The 20,786-nt window shown below is 63.8% G+C and carries 15 protein-coding genes; 7 read left to right on the forward strand and 8 right to left on the reverse strand.

Annotated features, from left to right (window positions below; genetic code table 11):
* Positions 1 to 98: 98 nt before the first annotated feature.
* The 7 genes from P5G52_RS04605 to P5G52_RS04635 form a co-directional block, all read right to left on the reverse strand.
* On the reverse strand, positions 99 to 2,372 hold the full coding sequence (locus P5G52_RS04605) for a family 78 glycoside hydrolase catalytic domain (RefSeq protein ID WP_301225095.1): 2,274 nt from the start codon (positions 2,370 to 2,372) through the stop codon (positions 99 to 101).
* A 93-nt stretch (positions 2,373 to 2,465) separates the two neighbouring features.
* Entirely contained in the window at positions 2,466 to 3,653 is a 1,188-nt protein-coding gene (locus P5G52_RS04610; RefSeq protein WP_301225097.1) for a GDSL-type esterase/lipase family protein, read from the reverse strand.
* A 5-nt stretch (positions 3,654 to 3,658) separates the two neighbouring features.
* Positions 3,659 to 5,434, reverse strand: coding sequence for a glycoside hydrolase family 3 protein (locus P5G52_RS04615; protein WP_301225099.1), 1,776 nt, complete (start codon positions 5,432 to 5,434; stop codon positions 3,659 to 3,661).
* On the reverse strand, positions 5,431 to 6,333 hold the full coding sequence (locus tag P5G52_RS04620) for an ATP-binding cassette domain-containing protein (protein WP_301225100.1): 903 nt from the start codon (positions 6,331 to 6,333) through the stop codon (positions 5,431 to 5,433). The genes P5G52_RS04615 and P5G52_RS04620 overlap by 4 nt, the downstream gene beginning before the upstream one ends.
* Positions 6,330 to 8,111 carry a dipeptide/oligopeptide/nickel ABC transporter permease/ATP-binding protein gene (locus tag P5G52_RS04625; RefSeq protein WP_301225102.1) on the reverse strand — a complete coding sequence of 594 codons (1,782 nt, stop codon included), beginning with the start codon at positions 8,109 to 8,111 and terminating at the stop codon, positions 6,330 to 6,332. The genes P5G52_RS04620 and P5G52_RS04625 overlap by 4 nt, the downstream gene beginning before the upstream one ends.
* Positions 8,108 to 9,049 (reverse strand): ABC transporter permease, encoded by a 942-nt coding sequence (locus P5G52_RS04630; protein ID WP_301225104.1) that lies wholly within the window; start codon positions 9,047 to 9,049, stop codon positions 8,108 to 8,110. The genes P5G52_RS04625 and P5G52_RS04630 overlap by 4 nt, the downstream gene beginning before the upstream one ends.
* 53 nt (positions 9,050 to 9,102) lie before the next feature.
* Positions 9,103 to 10,635 (reverse strand): ABC transporter substrate-binding protein, encoded by a 1,533-nt coding sequence (locus P5G52_RS04635; protein ID WP_301225106.1) that lies wholly within the window; start codon positions 10,633 to 10,635, stop codon positions 9,103 to 9,105.
* Positions 10,636 to 10,784: 149 nt separating this feature from the next.
* On the opposite strand from P5G52_RS04635, the gene P5G52_RS04640 reads away from it, so the two are divergent.
* The 5 genes from P5G52_RS04640 (at position 10,785) to P5G52_RS04660 (ending at position 16,237) form a co-directional block, all read left to right on the forward strand.
* Positions 10,785 to 11,384 carry a TetR/AcrR family transcriptional regulator gene (locus P5G52_RS04640; RefSeq protein WP_301225108.1) on the forward strand — a complete coding sequence of 200 codons (600 nt, stop codon included), beginning with the start codon at positions 10,785 to 10,787 and terminating at the stop codon, positions 11,382 to 11,384.
* Positions 11,385 to 11,543: 159 nt separating this feature from the next.
* Entirely contained in the window at positions 11,544 to 12,971 is a 1,428-nt protein-coding gene (locus tag P5G52_RS04645) for an MFS transporter (protein ID WP_301225110.1), read from the forward strand.
* A gap of 197 nt (positions 12,972 to 13,168) precedes the next feature.
* Positions 13,169 to 13,933: an IclR family transcriptional regulator gene (locus P5G52_RS04650; protein WP_301228647.1), complete on the forward strand. Its 765-nt coding sequence runs from the start codon at positions 13,169 to 13,171 to the stop codon at positions 13,931 to 13,933.
* 98 nt (positions 13,934 to 14,031) lie between these two features.
* Positions 14,032 to 15,003 carry a PDR/VanB family oxidoreductase gene (locus tag P5G52_RS04655; protein ID WP_301225112.1) on the forward strand — a complete coding sequence of 324 codons (972 nt, stop codon included), beginning with the start codon at positions 14,032 to 14,034 and terminating at the stop codon, positions 15,001 to 15,003.
* Positions 15,004 to 15,028: 25 nt separating this feature from the next.
* Positions 15,029 to 16,237: a cytochrome P450 gene (locus tag P5G52_RS04660; RefSeq protein ID WP_301225113.1), complete on the forward strand. Its 1,209-nt coding sequence runs from the start codon at positions 15,029 to 15,031 to the stop codon at positions 16,235 to 16,237.
* Positions 16,238 to 16,268: 31 nt separating this feature from the next.
* Here the strand turns inward: P5G52_RS04660 and P5G52_RS04665 are convergent, their stop codons facing one another.
* Entirely contained in the window at positions 16,269 to 16,700 is a 432-nt protein-coding gene (locus P5G52_RS04665) for a universal stress protein (RefSeq protein ID WP_301225115.1), read from the reverse strand.
* Between the two features lie 545 nt (positions 16,701 to 17,245).
* Here P5G52_RS04665 and P5G52_RS04670 point away from each other — a divergent pair.
* Together P5G52_RS04670 and P5G52_RS04675 are read left to right on the forward strand one after the other, a co-directional pair.
* Entirely contained in the window at positions 17,246 to 19,468 is a 2,223-nt protein-coding gene (locus tag P5G52_RS04670; RefSeq protein WP_301225117.1) for a beta-galactosidase, read from the forward strand.
* A gap of 393 nt (positions 19,469 to 19,861) precedes the next feature.
* The gene (locus P5G52_RS04675) at positions 19,862 to 20,779 is read left to right on the forward strand and encodes an SDR family oxidoreductase (RefSeq protein WP_301225119.1); all 918 of its coding nucleotides are present in this window, start codon (positions 19,862 to 19,864) and stop codon (positions 20,777 to 20,779) included.
* Positions 20,780 to 20,786 lie beyond the last annotated feature (7 nt).

The raw sequence follows: 20,786 nt of genomic DNA on the forward strand, positions 1-20,786 counted from the left end.
GGTCGTTGTCGCTGCGTCGGCCTGCGGCCGAGATGTACTGTGCTGGTCCCGCTGGCCGTGATGACGCCGATGCCGCGGAGGCGAGCTTCGATGTGGATCTAGAAATGAAGCGCTGGGGTCTTGAAGGTGTGATGCCCTGGGAGGATGACCCGCCGGGCTTCGGTGGGCAGATCGACTTCGGCGGTCGTCCCTTCCGGCACGGAGACGGTGAGTTCCATGTCGCCGTCCGGAAAAACACGCCATTCGCTGCGGATAGTGCCGTGGGCGGTTACAAGACTGGTGCGTGCCCACTCGATTCCGGGTGCGGGTCTCGGAGCAAACAGGATCTTCGAGTAGCCGGGCTCGAGGGGCCGGATGCCTCCGACGACCTTGTGGAGCCAGTCTGCGACCGCGCCGAGGGCATAGTGATTGAAGCTGGTCATCTCACCGGGGTTGATGGTGCCGTCGGGCAGCATCGAGTCCCATCGTTCCCAAACCGTCGTCGCCCCCATGGTCACGGGGTAAAGCCAGGACGGGCAGTGTTCCTCCAGCAGCAACTTGTACGCGTCCTCGACGTAACCGGCCTCGGACAGGGCCCAGGTGATGAACGGTGTGCCGGCGAATCCGGTGGAGACCCGATACCCGTTCTGGGCGACGAGCTGGGCCAGACGGCGCCCAGCGAACAGGCGTTTCTTCTCGTCATCGAGGACTTCAAAAGCAAGGGCGAGGGCGTAGACAGTGGTGCAGTCGCTGAGGATCGTGCCCTGTGCGGTGACGTAGTGCTCGTTGAACGCCTCCCGCACCCTGTCCGCCAACTCGGTGAAGTGTTCAGCGTCATCAGCATGACCGAGGATGGATGCGGTCTGGGCCATGATGCCGGCCGTCCTGTAGAGGCAGGCTGTGGCGACGACACCGTTGTCGGCCTTGGAGATCCAGGGCTGGTCGGGTGGGCCATCCGGGTCGAGCCAGTCACCGAACTGGAACCCCTGATCCCACAGATCGGTGGGGGAGAGGAGACTTTCGACGCGCCGGGCGTGCGCTGCCATGGACTCGTACTGCTGCTCGAGCACGGACCGGTCTGCGTAGGCTTCCCATAATGCCCAGGGAACCCATACTGCGGCATCTCCCCAGATCGCTGCTGATTCGGGTGCGGGAAAGTACGGCGGCCGTTCCTCGTACTTCAGGATGTCCGGGACGGTGAAGGGGACGGTGCCGTCAGCGGCCTTCTGCTCGACGGCGACATCCAGTAGCCAGTCCTGAAGGAAGTCCTTTACGTCATAAAGGAATGCGGCTGTGGGCGTGAATACGGAAATGTCCCCGGTCCAGCCGAGTCGCTCGTTGCGCTGCGGGCAATCGGTCGGCAGGTCAAGGAAATTACCTTTCAGCCCCCACACGACGTTTTCGTGCAGTTTGTTCACCAGCGGGTTGGAGCACTCGAACCAGCCCGTCCGTTCCAGTGCGGTGTGGACGACGACCGCTTCCAGCGACTCCGCAGTCAGGTCACCGGGCCAACCGGTCACCTCGACATAGCGGAATCCATGGAAGGTTTTGGTCGGCTCGAAGAAGTCATGATCACCCGAAAGCGTGATCGTGTCGGTGGCCAGTGCGGTTCGCAGTGGCCGGGTACCCAATTCGCCGTCCTCGAGTACTTCCGCGTGCCGCAGGGTGATGACGGATCCCGGCTCCCCCTGAACGGTGAATCGTAGCCAGCCGACGATGTTCTGACCGAAGTCGACCAGGGTTTTGCCGCTTGGCGAGGTGTGGATGCTGGCAGGTTGCAGGACGTCATTCCTGACCACGGGAGCACTGACAGGTTCGGCCAGCCTCGAGTAGTCAAAGTCGACCAGATGCACTCCGGTCCAGGAGGACGTGTCGTAGCCCGGTTCTGTCCAGTCGGCGCCGGATATGCCGGCATCGATGGACTGGCCGTTGTAGAGGTCATTGGCGGTGATGCCGGAAGGACCCGCTTCCCAGGTGGAATCGCTGCTGATTGTCTGGGTGAAACCGTCCGCGTATTCGATGTTCAGCTGGCCGAAGAAAGCCAGTTCGGTCCCGTAGAACGCCGAGTTGCCGTTGAAGCCCAGGTTGCCCCGGTACCAGCCATTGCCGAGTGAGATGCCGAGGACGTTGGTGGGCTGCAACAGGGCGGTGACGTTGTACGTGCGGTAGCGCAGGCGCCACTCGTAGGAACTCCATCCCGGGCTGAGCACGTCGTCTCCGACGGGCTCGCCGTTGATGGTGGCTTCGTATATTCCAAATGATGTCGCCCGGAGGATTGCACTGGTGGGCGCTCCGTGTCCCTCGACCAGGGAGAATTGCTTGCGAAGCAGCGGTGCGCCCCCGAAATCCTCGTCGGGCGCAATCATCGCAGCGGACCAGGTCAGTGCAGTCATGGGCTTCTTTCGGTTCTAGTGTCAGACGGTTCTAAGAGGCTGGGGGTGCCTGGGGTCGCGACAAGCCGACGATCCCGTGTGTGCATCCCCCTGTCAGGCAGGGGAGGCGCTCATCCGGCCGAACCCTGATCCTGATCGGGTTCCACGGAGCCACTCGTTGGTGTGTTCGTTCCCCACGAACCTGTTTCCCATGCGAAGGTAACCGGCCGTATTCGGGTGGAGCCCGTCGGGGAGGTCGGGGGCATCGTCGGGCCCGAACAGTTCCAGGCCGTCGAGGTAGTACAGTGCAGGGTCCGCCACGGAGCGGGCGTCGACGATGCCGGCCAGGATGGAGCGGATGTCGGTGAGGGTGAGGGATCCGAAGTTCTGCCCGGGCATGGACGACGGCACAGTGCGCAGCCCTGCCGCCTCCAGATCCCAGGTGATGGGGCCGGGATCGTTCTCCTGCATGGGGCAGGCAATCGGTGAGATGAGAAGAATCGGAACGTGCGGTTGTGCTTCCCTGATCGTGTCGAGGAAGGCATGGACGGCTGGGATGAAGGTGCGGCGCTTCATCGTGTCACCGTTGACGATGTTGATGCCGATCTTGAGGCTGATGAGATCCGCATCGAGGTCGCCTATGACGCGTGCGACGAAATGGTCGAGGTGCGCACCGCCACCGAAGGCCAGTGAGGTGAGGTTCAGGCCGAGCTCGCGAGCTGCCACTGCTGGCCAGGTCGACAGTGGGGAGTCAGCCTCCGCGCAGTGACTGATCGAACTTCCGTAATGCGTCCATCGGGGAAGGTCGGAGGGTGGCGCTGCCTGGATGGGTGCGTCGCCCTGCAGGTCGAGGATTTCTACCGTCGCGTTGTTGGGCAGCCAGATTTCCACGTCGCGGACTGTTCCGTCGCCGCGGAACTCGAACACCAGCGATGCTGGTGTGCCGGGATGGTGCTCCGGCGGTCCGGAAAGTTGGAGGAGATCGTAGGACCCCTCGATCTCCCGCTGCTCAACGGTGAGTCCACCGCTCACCGCCCCGTAGGGCACCTCGACCGATTCAGGGTCCATGCCGGGGAAGAACCGGCGCGTCGAAAGAGCAGTCAGCGTCACCTTGTTCGCTGCTGTGGCCAGGGCGAGGCGGACCCCGGAGGGCTGTGTGGCGTTTGCTCTCAGCGTCTCCTCGTCGTGGTATGCATCGACCGATCGGGGGAGCCTGTGCGGGACGAGCCCTCGGGCGGTATGTTCGACGTCCAGGGCTCCACGCAGCGCGCTGACAATGAGGTCCCTCGTGCCGTCGCTCATGGCCCTCACGCTTCTGCCCCAACCAGATTCAGGCCCCATCCGATGGGGAACAGTGGGTCTGTGGTGTCGGAAGGCACATCAGGTCGGCTCGCGGCGACGGCTTCCATGCTGCGTGGCAATTCGAAGGGCAGCTTCCCGCGAGGGCGTACACGGCCGGTGAGCACATCGAGGACCGCTGTGTCGGAAGCACCGTAATCAGCGACAATGGCCGATGCGAATTCGGCGAGGGGTGTCAGTATCGCGGGCCGGGACAGGGTAACGACGAGGACGAGAGGCACCTGTCGGGCGATGGAGCGCATCTCATGGATGAAGTCCTCGGAAAAATCCAGGGATCCCTGTTCCATTCCGTTCTCGAGGAAGTAGGTGTCGCGTTCCTCGTACGGGGCGTGCGACCGCACGACCGCGACCGCCGCTTCCTCGATCGGTGAGGCCGTCCACCCCTCCGGCAGTGCCGACGGGTCGACGTTGACGAGGTAGGCCTTCTGCGGAACGCTCAACGGCAGCAGCGGCTTTCCTCCGGCGTCCTGGTTCGTGAGGACGGTGAGGGAGGCTGCCTGTGTGGATTCGCCCAGCGTGATCTGCTCGGCGGTTCCGATCTCTAGGGGTCGTTTGTCAGCGTCGGACGCAGTGATGCCGAGGTCGCGCATGAGCGTGACATGGCGGCGGACGGATGCGTCGAGTCGTTCCTCGCTGAGGTCGCCCGCTTCAAGGAGATTCACTACCAGCTCCGTGTTGCTTTCACCGCCGAACTGGTCGACTCCCGCGTGGAGGAGTTTACTGACCCGCTGCTGACCGGTCAGGTGTTCCACTCCCCACGCGCGAGCAGGGAAGGGCTTGCCGAAGACTGTTGCGTCCGTGATCAGACCGAAGTCGCTGAGGATGATGCCGTCGAAGCCCAGTTCCTCGCGCAGCAGTGTCATCAGGATTTGGCGGTTGAAGGCGAAGCCGACTTCCTCGACCGGTTCGCCGTTGAGCGTCAGTCCGACGGGCATACCGTAGTAGGGCATGATCGCGGCAACGCCTGCCTCGATCGCGACTTCGAAGGGAATCAGGTGATCGCGGAGGCGGCCTCCGGGGTAGACCTGCTCGCGCCCGTAGGGGAAGTGCGGGTCCTCTCCGTCGAGTTGGGGTCCGCCTCCCGGGAAGTGCTTTGCCGTCGCCGCTATGCTCGTCGGCCCGAGGGTAGATCCTTGGAGGCCCTCAAGATATGCGCGCAGAAGCGTTGCGGTGAGGTGGGGATCGGCGCTGAATGATTGGGCTTGTCGGGCCCACCTTGGTTCCGTGGCCAGATCGACCTGAGGGTGCAGAGCCATACGCACGCCCATGGCGAGGTAGTCCTGACGGACGACGTCAGCGAACGCCCTGACGGCGTCAGGATCTCGCAGTGCACCGAACCCGATCGGTTCCGGCCACTGCGATACTCCGCTCGCGCGATGGCTCGCGCCCGCATTCTGGATGAATGCGTGCCGCGGGTCGGTCGAGAAGATGATGGGCAGCCGTGACCCGGTGGAGGTCGCCAGGTCCTGCAGGGTGTTCAGCACTGTGGCGGAGTTGGCTGGCTCGGGCATGCTCGCGAGGCAGAAGTAGCGGATTCCCTTGTCGACGATCTGATGCCGGAGAGATCCGCCGCCGAGCGGGGAGGGGGCATCGAGATCGACGTCGTCGCCGATCATGGCGATGGGCTGGAACAGCAGGCCAACTTTCTGCTCAATGGTGAGTCCGCTGAGGATTTCGTCCACACTTTCGCTGTGCAGGGACGTTGGCGTATCGGTGGGGTTCATGCGTGTGTCCGTCGTTTCTCGTCGAGGCAGGAAGTCATCGTGGCCGCTCGCGCGTGTCGTCGTTCGGCCTGGCGTTGGGGGTCAGCTACGGGCGCGGCCAGGAGCAGGCGCTGCGTATAGGGGTGTGTGGGGGAGCTGGTGACCTGGGCGGCCTCGCCGGTTTCGACGATGTCCCCCCGGTACATGACGGACACCCGGTGGCTCATGACTCGCACGACGCTGAGGTCGTGGGAGATGAACAGCAGCGCCACGTTCGTCCGTTCCTGCACCTGAAGCAGCAGCTCCAGAACGCGTGCCTGGGTCGTAAGGTCCAGCGCGGACACCGGCTCGTCGCAGACGATCAGTTTCGGTGACAGCGCCAGGGCGCGCGCGATCGCGACGCGCTGGCGCTGCCCTCCGCTGAATTCCCGCGGGTAGCGGCTGAGAGCGTCGGAGGGCAGTTGGACGACGTCGAGCAGTTCGTTGACCCGCTGGGACGCTTCGCTGCGGGAGACACCCAGGGCACGAAGCGGTTCGGCCAGAGTGTCGCCGATCGTCAGAGCGGGGCTGAGGGAGGAGTAAGGGTCCTGGAAAACGGCTTGGATGTCTTGTGCGAGGTCCCGGCGGCGCCGCTTCGACGCGTGGGTGGTGTCCTCTCCCTGGAAGGTGATGGAGCCTTCCGAAACGGGGGCGAGGCCGAGGATGGCCCGTCCGAGCGTCGACTTTCCGGACCCGGACTCACCGACGAGGCCGTGGGTTTCTCCAGGGCGCAGATCAAGGCTCACCCCGTGGAGGATCTCGGCCTTCTTTCGTCCGAGGCCCTTCACTTTGTAGGCGACCTTGACGCCGTCCACGGCGAGCAGCGCACCGCCGGTGGTCACTCCACCGTGTGTGGCTGTGGTGGGTTCCAGGGCGTTCATGCTGTCACCTCGCGTTGTGTCCAGGCCGGGCGTGCAGGTGCGTCATCGAGCAGAGCTGCGAAGAGTTTCTTGGTGTACTCGTGCCGCGCTCCGCCGAAGACATCCACCACGGTGCCGGTCTCCACGATCGACCCTGAGCGCATGACCGACACCCGGTCGGCGAGATCAGCGACGACACCGAAGTTGTGGGTGACCAGGAGCATCGCGACCCCGTCCTCACGCTGCAGGGTGCGCAGCAGGTCGAGGATCTCGGCCTGAACGGTGACGTCCAAAGCAGTGGTCGGCTCGTCGGCAATGATCAGCTGAGGTTTGCAGGAGATGGCACCGGCAATCAGCACCCTTTGCGCCATGCCGCCGGAGATCTGGTGCGGGTAGGCGGAGTAGACGCGCAGTGGGTCGGTGATACCCACACGTTCGAGGAGGTGCAGGGCGTTGTCCCGGGCGGTCTTCCGATCCATGCCCAGCAGGATGCGCATCGGTTCGATGAGCTGGTGCCCGATGGTGTACGAGGGGTCAAGGTTGGACAGCGGTTCCTGTGGGACGTAACCGATGCGGCGACCGCGGATCTCCTGTAGGGCACGTGAGCGTGCCGTGGTCAGTTCTGTTCCATCGAAGGTGATGGTGCCGGCCTTGATCCTGCCGCCCTGAGGGAGCAGGCCGAGGATTGACCAAGCCGTCTGCGTCTTGCCGGACCCCGATTCACCGACCAGGGCGTGTACCTCGCCGGATGCGATGTGCAGGGACACGTCGTCGACGACGGTTTTCCAAGCTCCGTCCACCTGGTACGCGACGGAGAGGTTGTCGACCCGCAGAAGAGGATCGGCCTGGGTGCTGTCACCGTGCCGGATCGGGGGCTCAGGGCGCGTCGACGGGGGAGTCCACGGGATATTGCGGTCCTTGTTGCGGTCTCCGCTCATCTCGAGTTCGTCCCGCAGGGCGGTGCCCAGCAGCGTGAAGGCGATGCAGGTCAGGCCGATGGTGAGGCTCGGCCACAGGATCAGCAACGGCCCGCGGTAGATGTTGTAGAAGCCTTCGGACAGCATTCCGCCCCAGGTGGGCAGTGCCGGATCTCCGAGGCCGAGGAAGTCCAGGGCGGCCTGGATGGCGATGCCTACCGCGAGCAGCCCCGCGGTCAGGAGGATGGCCGGGGCCCGGACCGCGCTGAGGATGTGCCGGCCAATGATCCGCAGGTCTGTCAGGCCGGACACCTTTGCGGCGTCGATGTACAGCTCCTCGCGAACGGCCCGGACCGCGTTGAAGACGACGCGGTAGTAGGACGGGGAGAGGATGACGCCGAAGATTGCCATGACGATCCACAGGGACGGGCCGACAACTGCCCGCACGGCCAGAAGGACCACGATGGCGGGCAGGGAGAGGATCAAACCCGACAGCCACGCAGCCACGGTGTCGAACCAGCCGCCGCGGTACCCGGCGATCAGCCCCGCCGGGATGCCGATCACGGCGGCGACGGCGACGGCGAGGGCCGCACCGGCGAGGCTCACAGAGGTTGCGTGAAGCAGACGGGAGAACACGTCGCGGCCCGCGCTGTCGGCGCCCAGCAGGTTCTCTGCGCTGTGAGGGGCGAAGACGAGTTGCAGGGAGGCCTCATCAGGGGCGAAAGGTGCGAGGAGAGGACCGACGAGGGCGATGACCGTGATCATGCCGAGATAGACCAGCGCGATAATACCGAGCGGATTCCTCAGTAGCCGGCCTCGGAGGGACTGGCGGCCTGCGGGAGCCGGTGCAGGCTGCGCGAGGGTGACAAGTTGTTGGGTCATGATTGCCGCATTTTCGGGTTGAGCCAGCCTTGAAGCAGGTCAATGGCGAGGTTGACGATGAAGACGACGAGGGCGGTGAGGATGACCAGCCCCATGACGACGGGCACGTCACCCTGGGACGTTGCGGTGATGGCGGTCTGGCCCAGTCCCGGCAGGGAGAAGACCTGCTCGACGACGACTGCTCCACCGAAGAGGACGATGAACTGCAGGCCCAGCACGCTCAGCGCGGGTGCGGCGGCATTGCGCAGGACATGCATGAACAGGACACGGCGCTCCGGCAAGCCCCGGGCACGCAGCGTGCGGACGTAGTCGAGGCGATTCGCGTCGATCATGGAACCACGTACCTGCTGGGCGACACCCGCAGTCGCTGCGATGGACAGCGCGATGATGGGCAACGTGATGGTCGAGAGCCACCCGACGAGCGAGGCGCCAGGGCGGACGTACCCGGTTGCGGGAAACCAGCGCAGGGTGAGCGCGAACACGAGGGCCAGCACCAGAGCGATCAGGAACCCTGGAACGGCGGCGAGTGTGACCGAGCCGATCTGGATGAACCGGTCGATGATGCCTCGGCGCTGAGAGGCAATGACCCCCAGAAGGACGGCGATGATGGCCGAGAGCAGGACGGCGCCGATCGTCAGAGTCAGCGTGACCGGAAGGCGGGTGGTCAACGCTTCGGTGACGGTCTGCCCGGTGAACCAGGAACGACCGAGGTCTCCCTGCACTGCTCCGCCAGCCCATTCGAGGAACTGGGTGATCAGAGGGCGTTCGAGTCCGAGCTCGTCCGCCTTCCGGTCGACGAGTTCCTGCGGTGCGTTCTGGCCCACGATGTTGCGTGCAGCGTCTCCCGCGCTGAGGTACAGGAGGAAGAAGGCTACGACGCTCAGGGACGCGATGGTAAGAAATCCGGCCAACAGCCGTTGAAGAATAAATTTAGTCATGGCAGTAGTTACGAGTGCCGGGGGCGGCAGCAGTGCCGCCCCCGGCCGCTCGCTCAGCTTTCGGGTTTGATGTTCCAGAGGTAAGGCATGCCGTTGTCGGACTGGAGTTCGACCGAGATGCCGGGCTTGGTGAAGAAAGCGCTTTGAGCCCGGTAAGCCGGTGCGAACAACGCCTGTTCCACGACGTACCTGTTCAGGTCCTGGCTGGCCTTCTGTGCTTCCTCGCCCTCAGCGGTGCCGAGCGTCGTCATGTATTCCATGACCTTTGGGTCCGTGCCCTTGAAGACGTTGAACGGAGCCCATGGCGCCAGGGCGAACTGGATCCCTGCCCAGCCGGACTTAGGCGTCTCCAGAACCATCGGGAATGCTGCCCAGGTTCCCCCCAGCATCTTGCCGAACAGGTCATCGCCAGTGGTCTCCCACGTGACGTTGATGCCGGCCTTGCCCAGTTGTTCCTTGTAGACAGCGAACTCCGACTCGGGGACGAAATTGTTGCTGGGCATGACAAGGTCAAGCCCACTGGCGTAGCCTGCTTCTGCCAGAAGCTTCTTGGCTTTCTCGATGTCGTACGGGTAGGCATCGTCGAGTTCGGGCAGGTAAGCGTCGGAAGACTTGTCGAACGTCTGTGCCGTTGGCGAGCCGTATCCTGCCGCAAGTCCCTTGACGAGGCCTTCACGGTCCAAGGCGTAGTTGATGGCCTGCCGGACGCGCACGTCCTTCAAGGCCGGGTTGAGCTTGCCCTCCCGGTCCGCGAGAACAAACCCAGCCCAGGTAGCTTCGGTGAGCTGAGATTTGAATCCGGCGGCTTCGGCCTCCGGAATCTGAGTCGGAGTCTGTGATGCCGTAGCGTCGACTTGACCGCCCTTGATGGCGTTCATCAGCGCTGTCGCGTCGCTGTACAGATTCATGGTGATCTTGTCGTAATGCACCGACTCGGGGTCCCAGTAACCTTCCTTGGCGTCGAAGACGTAGGTAGAACCGACAATCGTCTCTTCCTTGTCGAGCACATAGGGACCACTGCCGATGGGATTGTTGGACGCGTCCGGGTCCTCCCACATGGCCGGGCTTCCGACGAGGCCTGCGTTCTGGGACAGTGACGTTAGCAGTGACGGATCAGGGCTCTTCAAGGACACCAGGAGGGTCTTCTCGTCCACCGCCTCCGCGTCGGCCACGCTGGTCAGGTAGGAGGCGTTGGCCGCGGTACCGTCGCGAAACCGCTTCAGGCTTTCGGCAGCAACTTCAGCAGTAACTGGCGCTCCATCGCTGAACGTGACGCCGTCGCGCAGCGTCAGGGTCAGCTTCGTCTTGGACTGGTCCCATTCCCACTTGTCGGCGAGTCCGGCAACGATGGTTCCATCCGGCTCTGCCCGCAGGAGAGTGTCATACACGGCCTGGAGGTATGGCGACTCCATTGCCCACGCCGCTTCCCAAGGGGCGAAGGAAGTGTTCGGGTTCACAACGCCCAACTTCAGTTCACCGGATTGAGCGGTGGCGTCATCGCTCGGCTGCTCGCCGGCGCATGCCGTCAGACCAACCAGGGTGGCGACGACGGCCGCTGCGAGCCGCAGGGTGCGCGTGTGCTTCATTGCACGGTCCTTTCGAAGGGATCTCATGTCTTGCTACAGCAAGGTCAACGTGAACCTACCACCAAAACCTTAGGCACAAAAGGTTTTTATGAGGAAAACTTTTGGTGCTCAAGGTTTTCATCCTGAGGCGGCGCTGATACGGTCGCTGCATGACCACAACAGCAACGAAACCCCGAGGGGAGTACGCCAAAACGGCGAAGCGCCGTGACGATATCGTCACCGCAGCCCTCAGCGTGTTCTCCACAGCGGGCTTCGTCAGTGCGTCGATGAGCGAGATAGCGAAGAGGGCAGGACTGACCCTGCCCGGTCTGCGCCACCATTTCGCCTCCAAGTTCGACTTGCTGCAGGAGGTCCTGTTCCGACGTGACCTCGACGCGAACAAGCATTTGGAGGGCAGGGAGGGGATAGATCTGCTGCGCGGTCTGGTCGAGATCGCAAGCCGTGACCAGGGGGATTCTCTTACCCAGATGTTCGCGATGCTCGCAGCTGAGGCGACAGACATCGAGCACCCGGCCCATGACTATTTTCAGGGCCGTTATGACCTGATCGTCGGGACCGTTCAGCGCGCTCTGACAGAAGCCGCCGCCGAAGGTACCCTTCGCGAAGGGCACGATCCGGACCGGCTTGCCCGAGCATACGTTGCACTGTCCGATGGCCTGCAGCTGCAGGCCCTGTACCGGCCGGCAGCGTTTTCGCAGGCTGAGCTGATCAAAGAGTTCCTTGAGGAGTTTCTCACCGTCCCGCTCTAGGCGCTATGGCCGGACTTGCCCTGCGCCGCCCGATTGCCCTAGGTTCATTCCATTCGTCTTAGCCGACCCTGTCGGAGCGGTTTCGCTGCCAGTAAACCTGCGCAGGAGATCCGGGCTGGAAACCCAAGGACCTTTCAACTTTCTCGAAAGGGGCCCCCTATGCCTTCCACGCCGACGCAGCACAGCCGTTGGATAGTGCTCGGTACTGTCTCACTCACTCAACTCGTGATCGTCCTGGACGGGACGATCATCAACGTCGCACTACTCAGCGCGCAGGAAGAGCTCTCCCTTGCGGACTCCGAGCGGCACTGGGTGGTCACCGCCTATGTCCTGGCATTCGGGTCCTTTCTACTCCTAGGTGGCCGGATCGCGGACCACTGGGGGCATAAACGCACATTCCTGCTCGGGCTGGCCTTGTTCGGTGCAACATCTGTGTGGGGCGGTCTCGCCTCGAGTGGCCTCAGCCTGTTTCTGGCCCGCGGAGGACAGGGACTCGCCGCGTCACTGCTGGCTCCGGCCGCCTTGGCGGTGCTGACCGTCACCTTCCCGTCCGGCAAGGAACGGAACACGGCATTCGCCGTTTTCGGCAGCCTCTCCGGCATAGGTTCCGTGCTGGGGCTTCTGCTGGGCGGAGTGCTCACAGAGTACGCCGACTGGAGGTGGTGCCTGCTGATCAACGTACCGCTCGTCCTCCTTGGGCTCGTAGCGGGGCAGTGGGTGCTGTCGAACCCCGCCTCCCGCAGCAGGGGTCGCTACGACATCGCTGGCGCCCTCACCGTTTCAACCGGCTTCGGGCTCCTGGTTTTTGGTCTCAGCAACGCCCAGAACACCACTTCACCATTCCAGTCCTTCGCCCCGATCGTGTTCGGACTCATTCTGCTCGCGGTCTTCGTCAAGGTAGAACAGCGCTCACCCTCACCGCTCCTTCCTCTCTATGTGCTGCAGGACCGCAATCGAGCGGCAGCCTTCATCCTGCAGGCACTCATGGGGGCGGTAATGACAGGCACCATGCTGTACCTCACCTTCCACTTGCAATCCGTCCTTAACATGGGGCCTTTGGTCGCGGGTCTGGCAACGGTGCCCATTACGGCAGCCCTGATGGCATCCGTGTACTTCGCCATCCAGCTGATGGACCGCCACGGGCCACGCCGCCAGCTGGTCTTCGGTCCGGTGCTCAGCGCTGTGGGCTTGCTCTGGCTAAGCCGCGTCACCATCGACGGATCGTATTGGACAGAGGTCCTGCCCGGGATGATCCTGCTGGGCTCGGGCTTCGCCTTCTCGATCGTTCCCCTCCAGAACCTTGCGCTGTTCAATGTGGCGGATCGGGACGCTGGAGCCGCCGCAGCAGCATCCAGTGCATCAGGGCAGGTCGGCGGGTCACTTGGACTTGCCGCCATATCCATCGTCTACACCGTCGCCCTGGGACAACAGGACAGTGAGTCGGTGGAAGCGCTGGTAGCCGGGTACCGCGCAGTTTTCCTTGCAACGGCAGCACTGCTCCTCGTGTCCGCGCTCATCGCATCGCTGATGATCAGGACGCGCGTCTTTTTGCCCTCCCCTGAGGCGCAGCAAGTGCATGTCCCATAGGTGAAGTGACGTCCATGCGTAGTGTTGAGCGACCTATGCGGGCACCGCGAGGAAGTTTGATGTGGCCTTATTCCGATGGCTGCAGTGGCTAGACGGAAATTGCAGTACATGCTTCGCTGGAATTGTCGTGGGATTGCCGCCTTATACAGCGGAAGCTGCGCTCGACACCGCTTCGGCAATTAAGGACGCTGGTGATCATGCCCCGTACCCAAGGGGGAGAGTCTGTTCTCTCCCGTGCCGTCCGGATCGTCGAGGCTTTCGGACCCGGCGATACGGTGCTGACCATCACCGAGATTGCCCGCCGATCGGGGCTTCATATCGCGACGGCTTCGAGGTTGGTGGAAGAACTGAGCCGCGTCGGTTGGCTTGAGCGAGACAAGGACAGGGGAGTGCGGATTGGTGTGAGGATGTGGGAAGTCGCCTCCAGGGCATCACCGACATTGAGCCTGCGGGAAGCCGCGATGCCGGTCATGGAGGACCTTCACGGCATCGTCGGCCAGCACATTCAGCTCGGCGTGCTCGAAGGCGACGACGTCCTCTTCATCGAACGTTTGACCGCGCCTGGTGCGGTCATCAACTACACCCGCGTTGCAGGGCGGCTGCCCTTGCACGCTTCATCATCGGGGTTGCTTCTACTGGCCCATGCCCCAGTTGAGCAACAGGAACGCGTCATAGCGCGGCCTCTGAAGATGTTTACAGACCAGACCATCAGCAATCCCCCTCAACTCAGATTCGCCCTCGCCGAGGTGCGTCGGCAGGGATACGCCTTTTTGGCAGGGCACATCCATCCCGACTCCACCGGCATCGCCGTACCGGTCCGCGACCCAAGTGGCAACGCTGTGGCCGCATTAGCCATAGTGCTTCCGAACGATGACACCGCGCGATCCCGGATTGCTGTTCTTCAGGCCGCCTCTGCAGCCGTTTCCCGCGCCATGGAGTACCCGGCACCGCCCCTTCGCTAGATTCCGATGGAACTTCACTCTCAACCATTGATAGTCCAGTGGTGACGGGCGCCACACGCGAGCAATTCTTGAAGTGAACAGCGAGCGAAGGAGCTGAGATGTTCACTGGAATGAATTCCGCGACGGAGCCGTTACAGGTCAAGCTGATGGTGACGGCAAAAGAGAAGGCCGCCGATGGCGTGGTGGCACTGACTCTGGCCCATCCCGACGGGCGTAGGTTGCCTGATTGGACGCCGGGCTCGCACATCGATGTTGTGTTGCCCTCGGGCGTCAACCGGCAGTATTCCCTCTGCGGGGATCGGTGGGACGCACACAGCTACCGTATTGCTGTCCTGCGTGAGCCGGAGGGCCGCGGGGGATCGGCATACATCCACGAGGAACTTGCTGTCGGAACGATGGTTGCGGTGGGAGGACCACGGAATAACTTCCGGCTGGTGCCGTCGGAGAAGTACGTCTTCGTTGCCGGCGGAATCGGTATCACCCCAATGGTGCCCATGGTCCAGCAAGCGGATCTGCTGGGTGCTGACTGGAAGTTGCTGTACCTGGGACGCTCAAGGACCACCATGGCATTCCTCGACGAGTTGGCCGTGCATGGTGACCGTGTGGTGGTGCTGCCAAAAGACGAGTCGGGACCGTGCCGGCTGGACGAACTCATCGGCGGTCCTGCCACCGACACCAAGGTGTATGTATGCGGCCCGCAACGCCTGCTGACCGCGATCGAACGTCATTGTGCAGACTGGCCCATCGGTCTCCTGCGAATGGAACACTTCGCCGCTAAGGCTCAAAGTGCTCCTGCCAGAGACGACGCCTTCGAAGTGGAGCTGGCCCGGGCGGCGCTCTCCGTGACAGTGTCCCCCGAGATCAGCATCGTCGACGCCCTACAGAATGCCGGCATCAGCATGCTGACCTCCTGCAAAGAGGGCACCTGCGGAACCTGCGAGGTCGCCGTACTGGCTGGGAAGCCGGATCACCGCGACTCCATCCTCAACGACGCCGACCGCGCTGCCGGGCACTGCATGTTCCCCTGCGTTTCGCGCTCGTGCAGCGACCGCCTCGTACTTGACCTTTGACACGCTCCCTGCGAGAGGACCAACGATGACTTCCCCGGTTGCCACCTTCGAAACCCCTGTCAGTGACGTCGACCCCTTCAGTTACGACGTCCTGGAGGATCCGCTGCCCTTCCAAGCCGAGCTCCGCGCCGCCGGGCCGGTTGTGTACCTCAAGAAGTACGACGTCTATGCCCTGAGCCGCTACGAAGAAGTCCACGCGGCCCTGACCGACTGGCAAACATTCCAATCCGCGGCCGGTGTCGGCCTGAGCAATTTTCGCTACGAAAAGCCGTGGCGGCCCCCAAGCCTGCTACTGGAAGCCGACCCGCCGCACCACGACGCCCCCCGCGCGATACTCACAAAGATCCTCGGACCACGTGAAATCCGTCGGCTCTCCGAGTCCTGGGCCGCAGACGCCGAGAACCTCATCGATCAGCTGCTGGCCAATGGCACGGAATTCGATGCCGTCGCCGACCTTGCCGCAGCCTTCCCCCTCCGCGTCTTTCCCGACGCCGTCGGCATACCCCACAAGGGCCGGGAGGATCTTCTGCCCTACGGGAACCACGCCTTCAACGCCTTCGGGCCGGCCAACGAACTGGTAGCCCAAGGCGCCCCCCGTGTCGCCGAGCTGTCCACATCGATCGCCGCCCAGTGCGCACGCGAAGTGCTTACCCCTGACGGGTTCGGGGCCCAGATCTGGGCTGCCGCAGACAGAGGAGACATCACAGAAGCCCAAGCACCACTAATCGTCCGCTCGTTGCTCACGGCCGGAGTGGACACAACCGTCAACGGCCTCGCTGCACTGATTTACGCCTTCGCAACCAACCCCGAGCAGTGGACCCGACTACGCGAAAACCCGGGGCTGGTGCGCACCGCGTTCGACGAAGCCGTGCGGTTTGAATCACCCGTGCAGACGTTCTTCCGGACCACTACGAGAGACATCGAAGTTGGCGGAACAGTCATCCCTGAGGGCCGAAAAATCCTCATGTTCCTGGGATCAGCCAATCGTGACCCCAGGCGCTGGGAAAATCCCGACGAGTTCGACCTCAGTAGGGACCCCTCCGGCCACGTCGGCTTCGGCTTCGGCATCCACCAATGCGTTGGCCAGCACGTCGCCCGCCTGGAAGCCTCCACGCTTCTCAGCGCTCTAGCCAGAAGGATTACCACTATTGAGATCTCCGGACAGACCCGCAGGCACCACAACAACACGCTCCGGGCCTGGGAATCCCTACCCGTCAGAGTTCGTGCCGACTAGAGACACTTCAGGTTCAGCATTGGTCGACAACCTATTCAGCGTCGTAGGTGTTGGCGATGTACACATCACATGTGGCGCTGTGAGCAACGCTATTTGCTACGCTTCCTAACACTCGGCCCACGCCTCGCATGCGGCGATTTCCTACTACTATCATTCGTGCCTCCACCCGGGCGGCTTCCTCAACTAGCGCGTCGGCTGGTTTGCCATGAGCTATGGAGTGAGTTACCTCGACGCCGTGACCCTGAAGGCTCTGAACAACTCGCTCCGCTGCTCTTTCAGCATCGCCAGCTGCAGAGATAATGAACTCCTCATTTCCAGTGCGTCGCACCTCGGTGCGATCGCTGTCGAACGCAGAGACGACAAGTAGTGGGGCGTTGAGAGCGACGGCGAGGTTCCGGGCGACCTCCGCCGCTTTGTAGGCAGTTCTGCTGCCGTCAACACCAACGACTACAGGGTTCGGCATGTCTGATCCTTTACTCGGCGGACGATTGGCAGCTTTCTCGAGACGAGAACCATGGCGATGCTCTCACCAACCCTAAGGGGTGTCGCCGAAGTCGGCGAGAAGAGAATGCCGGTCGTCACCGACCATACAGACTGTAAACCGCGTGCACGAAACGGCGCTGTCCGCGCGGACAATAAGAAAGGACTGATGAAACAGGCGCTTAACACCCCTTTTGAGACTCCAAATGAATTGCCAAGAATTGACCTTCTGTCAGGTGCTGACCCTTCGATCGGGCCGCGTACTTCGAGATTCGCCTGCACGCTGTCTGGAGGGCGTTGGAGCCGGCGCTGGTGACGAAGGATCCTCTGCAGCTCCCCTTACGCTGAGTTCTGTAGGACGCCCGACGAACGAAAGCCGGCCGAGAGGCCGGCGGGAAGCCGGTACCGATGATGCCCGATGCGCAACCCGCACCACTGACGATCGATGGACGATCCACGCGGACGACCGGGAAGCCTCAGCCTCCCCTTCAGGGTGAGCCGTCCCGGTACCGGATGACGCCGTGGTCCATGGAGCGCGATGGGCTCCCAGTGATCCCGGTGTCCGGCGAGATGCATTACAGCCGCGTCCCCCGGGACCAGTGGCGGGATCGCCTCAACCTCATGAAGGCCGGCGGAATCACGGTCGTGGCGACCTATGCGTTCTGGATTCATCACGAGCCTCAGCGGGATGCCGTGTCATTCGCCGGCAGGCTCGACATTGCAGCCTTCATCGACCTGTGCGCGGAGCTCGGCCTGGCCGTCGTCGTGCGGATCGGCCCCTGGTGTCACGGAGAAGTGCGCAACGGAGGGTTCCCCGATTGGGTCCAGGACGCCCCGGTGCGGCACCGCACCGACGATCCTGCGTACCTGGCACTGGTCGAACCGTGGCTACGACAGCTCGGTTCCCAGGTGGCACCCTTCTGCGGGCCCGAGGGCCCCGTGCTGGCCGTCCAACTCGAGAACGAGCTGTATGACCAGCCAGGCCACATCAGCACGCTCAAGCGGCTGGCGATCGACAGCGGCATCACCGCCCCCTTCTACACGGCGACGGCGTGGGGCAGCGCGGACCTGCCCCTTGAGGACGTCATCCCCCTGTTCGGTGGGTATGGGGACGGCTTCTGGGTCGACGCGGATGAACCGTGGGACCCGAGCTTCCGCGCGCACTTCTTCTTCTCCCACGAGTGGGACGACCCCGGCATCGGCGCGGACCTCCGCACCGCTCCCCGCACCTCGTCGTCGGCGCAGAGTCCCTACCCGCCGGCAACCTGCGAACTGGGGGGAGGGATGGCCACCGCCTACCATCGGCGGCCACGTCCCACCGGGCTCGACATCGCCGCCGTCGCCCACAACAAGATCGGCAGCGGCTCCGCGTGGCAGGGCTATTACATGTACACCGGAGGGATCAACCCCTCCAGCGCAGACCACTCCTACACGACCCCGCTGCAGGAATCCCACGACAGCGGATACCCCAACGACCTGCCCCAGTACGACTACGACTTCCATGCTCCTATCGGCGCCTCGGGGCGGCTCAACTCGAGCCATACCCTGCTACGGCGCCAGCATGCTTTCCTGGACGCCTTCGGCTCGTCGCTGGGTCCCATGGAGTCGAAGCTCCCACCTCGGGGACCGGCCGGGGTCGACGACGTCACGACTCTTCGGTGGGCGCTGCGGAGCGACGGGCAAAGTGCCTTTCTCTTCATCACATGGCATCAGCCCCACGTTCCGCTGAACACGTATGAGGACGCCCGGTTCGACGTGACGATGGGTGACAAGCGCACGCTTTTCCCACGCGGCGCCGTGGCGATCCCCTCCGGAACCCTCGCACACTGGCCCCTGGGTCTGGTCATCAACGGCGTCGAGCTCGAATGGGCCACCGCTTCACCGCTGACCACGCTGCAGGACGGAACGATCACCGTCCTCGTTCTCACGGCCGAGTACGACATCCCGCTGACGTGGAAGTGGGCCGACGGCGTCACCGTCACTCCCTACGGGGACAGCGAAGGCGACGCGTCAACCGGACCGGGAACCGTCACCCGGATGCAGGTGTACCGGTGCTCCACACCGACGACGCACATCGACGTCGTCGTGCTGCCCGCCGCGGACGCGGACCGCGTCTGGGTACTCGGCGACGGCGCGGAACGGCAAGTGGTGCTCTCGGACCATCCTGTCTGGCGTGACGTGGACGGTGTCCTGCACGGGCGCTCTCCAGTACCGGAACCGGACGCTCACCGCTATCAGCCGTCGGCCCATGCCTTCGTCCCCGTGCTGGCTCGACCTCCGCAGAGCCCTGCCGGCCGACACCAGCTCCCGGTCACGCTCCTGCGGCCGGCCCGCCAGGTGCCGGGGAGCTATGGTGAATCGGGTGGGCGGGCGAGTGCCCCTTCCCAGGAGGACCTTAGAAGATTGGGAGCCTCATACAGGATCGACGTCCCTCATGGGCAGGGGCACGGACGACGCGAACTGGAGATCGAGTGGACAGGAGACATCGCACAACTGACGGTCGACAACAGGGTGGTCGCCGACCGTTTCTGGGACAGCGCACCGTGGATCGTCGACCTTGACGCCCTGACCGCGGGTGCCGGCGCTGAACTGGTCATGACCGTGCTGCCCCTGAGTTGCGACCATTCCGTGAACCTGCCGACAGAGGCACGCGCGATCCTCTCTCGACATGACCAGCAGCATGATGCGCCCTCCGTCGACCTCGTGAACTGGCAGCACTGGGTGGAGTCTCCCACCAGGGGCCGGGCCTAGGCGGTCGCGGCGCGCCCTGACCCCGATGAAGATTCCGCAGGGGCGCCCCGACGACGCGGCGACTAGACTGGGCCCACTATGGACACCATGCGCAAGCTCCGTACCCCGATCGTCTGGCTCGTCGTTGCGGCCATGATCCTCAGCGTCGGCGCGGGTTTCTTCTCAATCGTCTTCTGATTCCACGCCGTCGGATCCCGCTATCCGACCTGGTATCTGCGCGCCTGTAGGCGTCGACGGCTCGCCGCGCCACCGCCCATCCGGGCCTGAGGCTGACCTTGTCCGGTCATCCCGACGCGCCTAGGGTGATAAGTAGGCTTAGCTTCAGCGGCCAGTCGACAAGCCCAGAGCGCCCCACGCGGCGCAGGACACGCATTCTGTACAGGGAGAACACCTATGACCTCCGACAGCACATCAGGATCGACCGACCAGTACACCTTCCAGAATCCCGTCACGCGGTTCGAGAGCATCGCGCCCCCGGAGCAGCAGTCCCCGGAACCGGGGCTCGACGCCGAGCTGGCGCCCAAGGCCGACCGCGGCGAGACGTCCTACCGCGGGACGGGACGCCTCGAGGGGCGCAAGGCGCTCATCACCGGGTCCGATTCCGGTATCGGGGCGGCCGTCGCCATCGCCTACGCACGCGAGGGTGCCGACGTCGCCCTGTCCTACCTGCCCGAGGAGGAGAAGGACGCCCAAGTCATCAAGGGCATCATCGAGGACGCCGGACGGAAAGCGGTGTGCATCCCGGGCGACCTCAAGGATCCCGAGTACTGCACCTCGCTGGTCCAGCAGGCCGTCGACGCACTCGGCGGGCTGGACATCCTCGTCAACAACGCCGCCAAGCAGGTGGCCATCGAATCGCTCGAGGAACTCAGCGACGAGCAGCTGGACCACACGTTCAAGACGAACATCTACTCGTTCTTCCGCGTGACCAGGGAGGCTCTCAAGCACCTCCAGCCCGGCTCGGCCATCATCAACTCCACGTCCATCCAGGCCTACGAGCCATCGCCGACCCTCCTGGACTACGCGAGCACCAAGGCAGCGATCAACAACTTCACGAAGGGGCTCGCGCAGCAGCTCGCACCCAAGGGCATCCGCGTGAACGCCGTGGCGCCGGGTCCCATCTGGACGCCGCTGCAGATCTCGGGCGGCCAGCCCAAGGAGGCCCTGCCCGAGTTCGGCAAGAGCACGCCGCTGGGCCGCGCCGGCCAGCCCACCGAGCTGGCCCCCGCGTATGTCTTCCTCGCGTCGTCCGAGGCGAGCTACGTGCTCGGTGAGACGCTGAACGTCAACGGCGGGATGCCCTCGCCCTGAGCCGCGC

The sequence above is a fragment of the Arthrobacter burdickii genome, assembly GCF_030433645.1.
Classification (GTDB): domain Bacteria; phylum Actinomycetota; class Actinomycetes; order Actinomycetales; family Micrococcaceae; genus Arthrobacter_D; species Arthrobacter_D burdickii.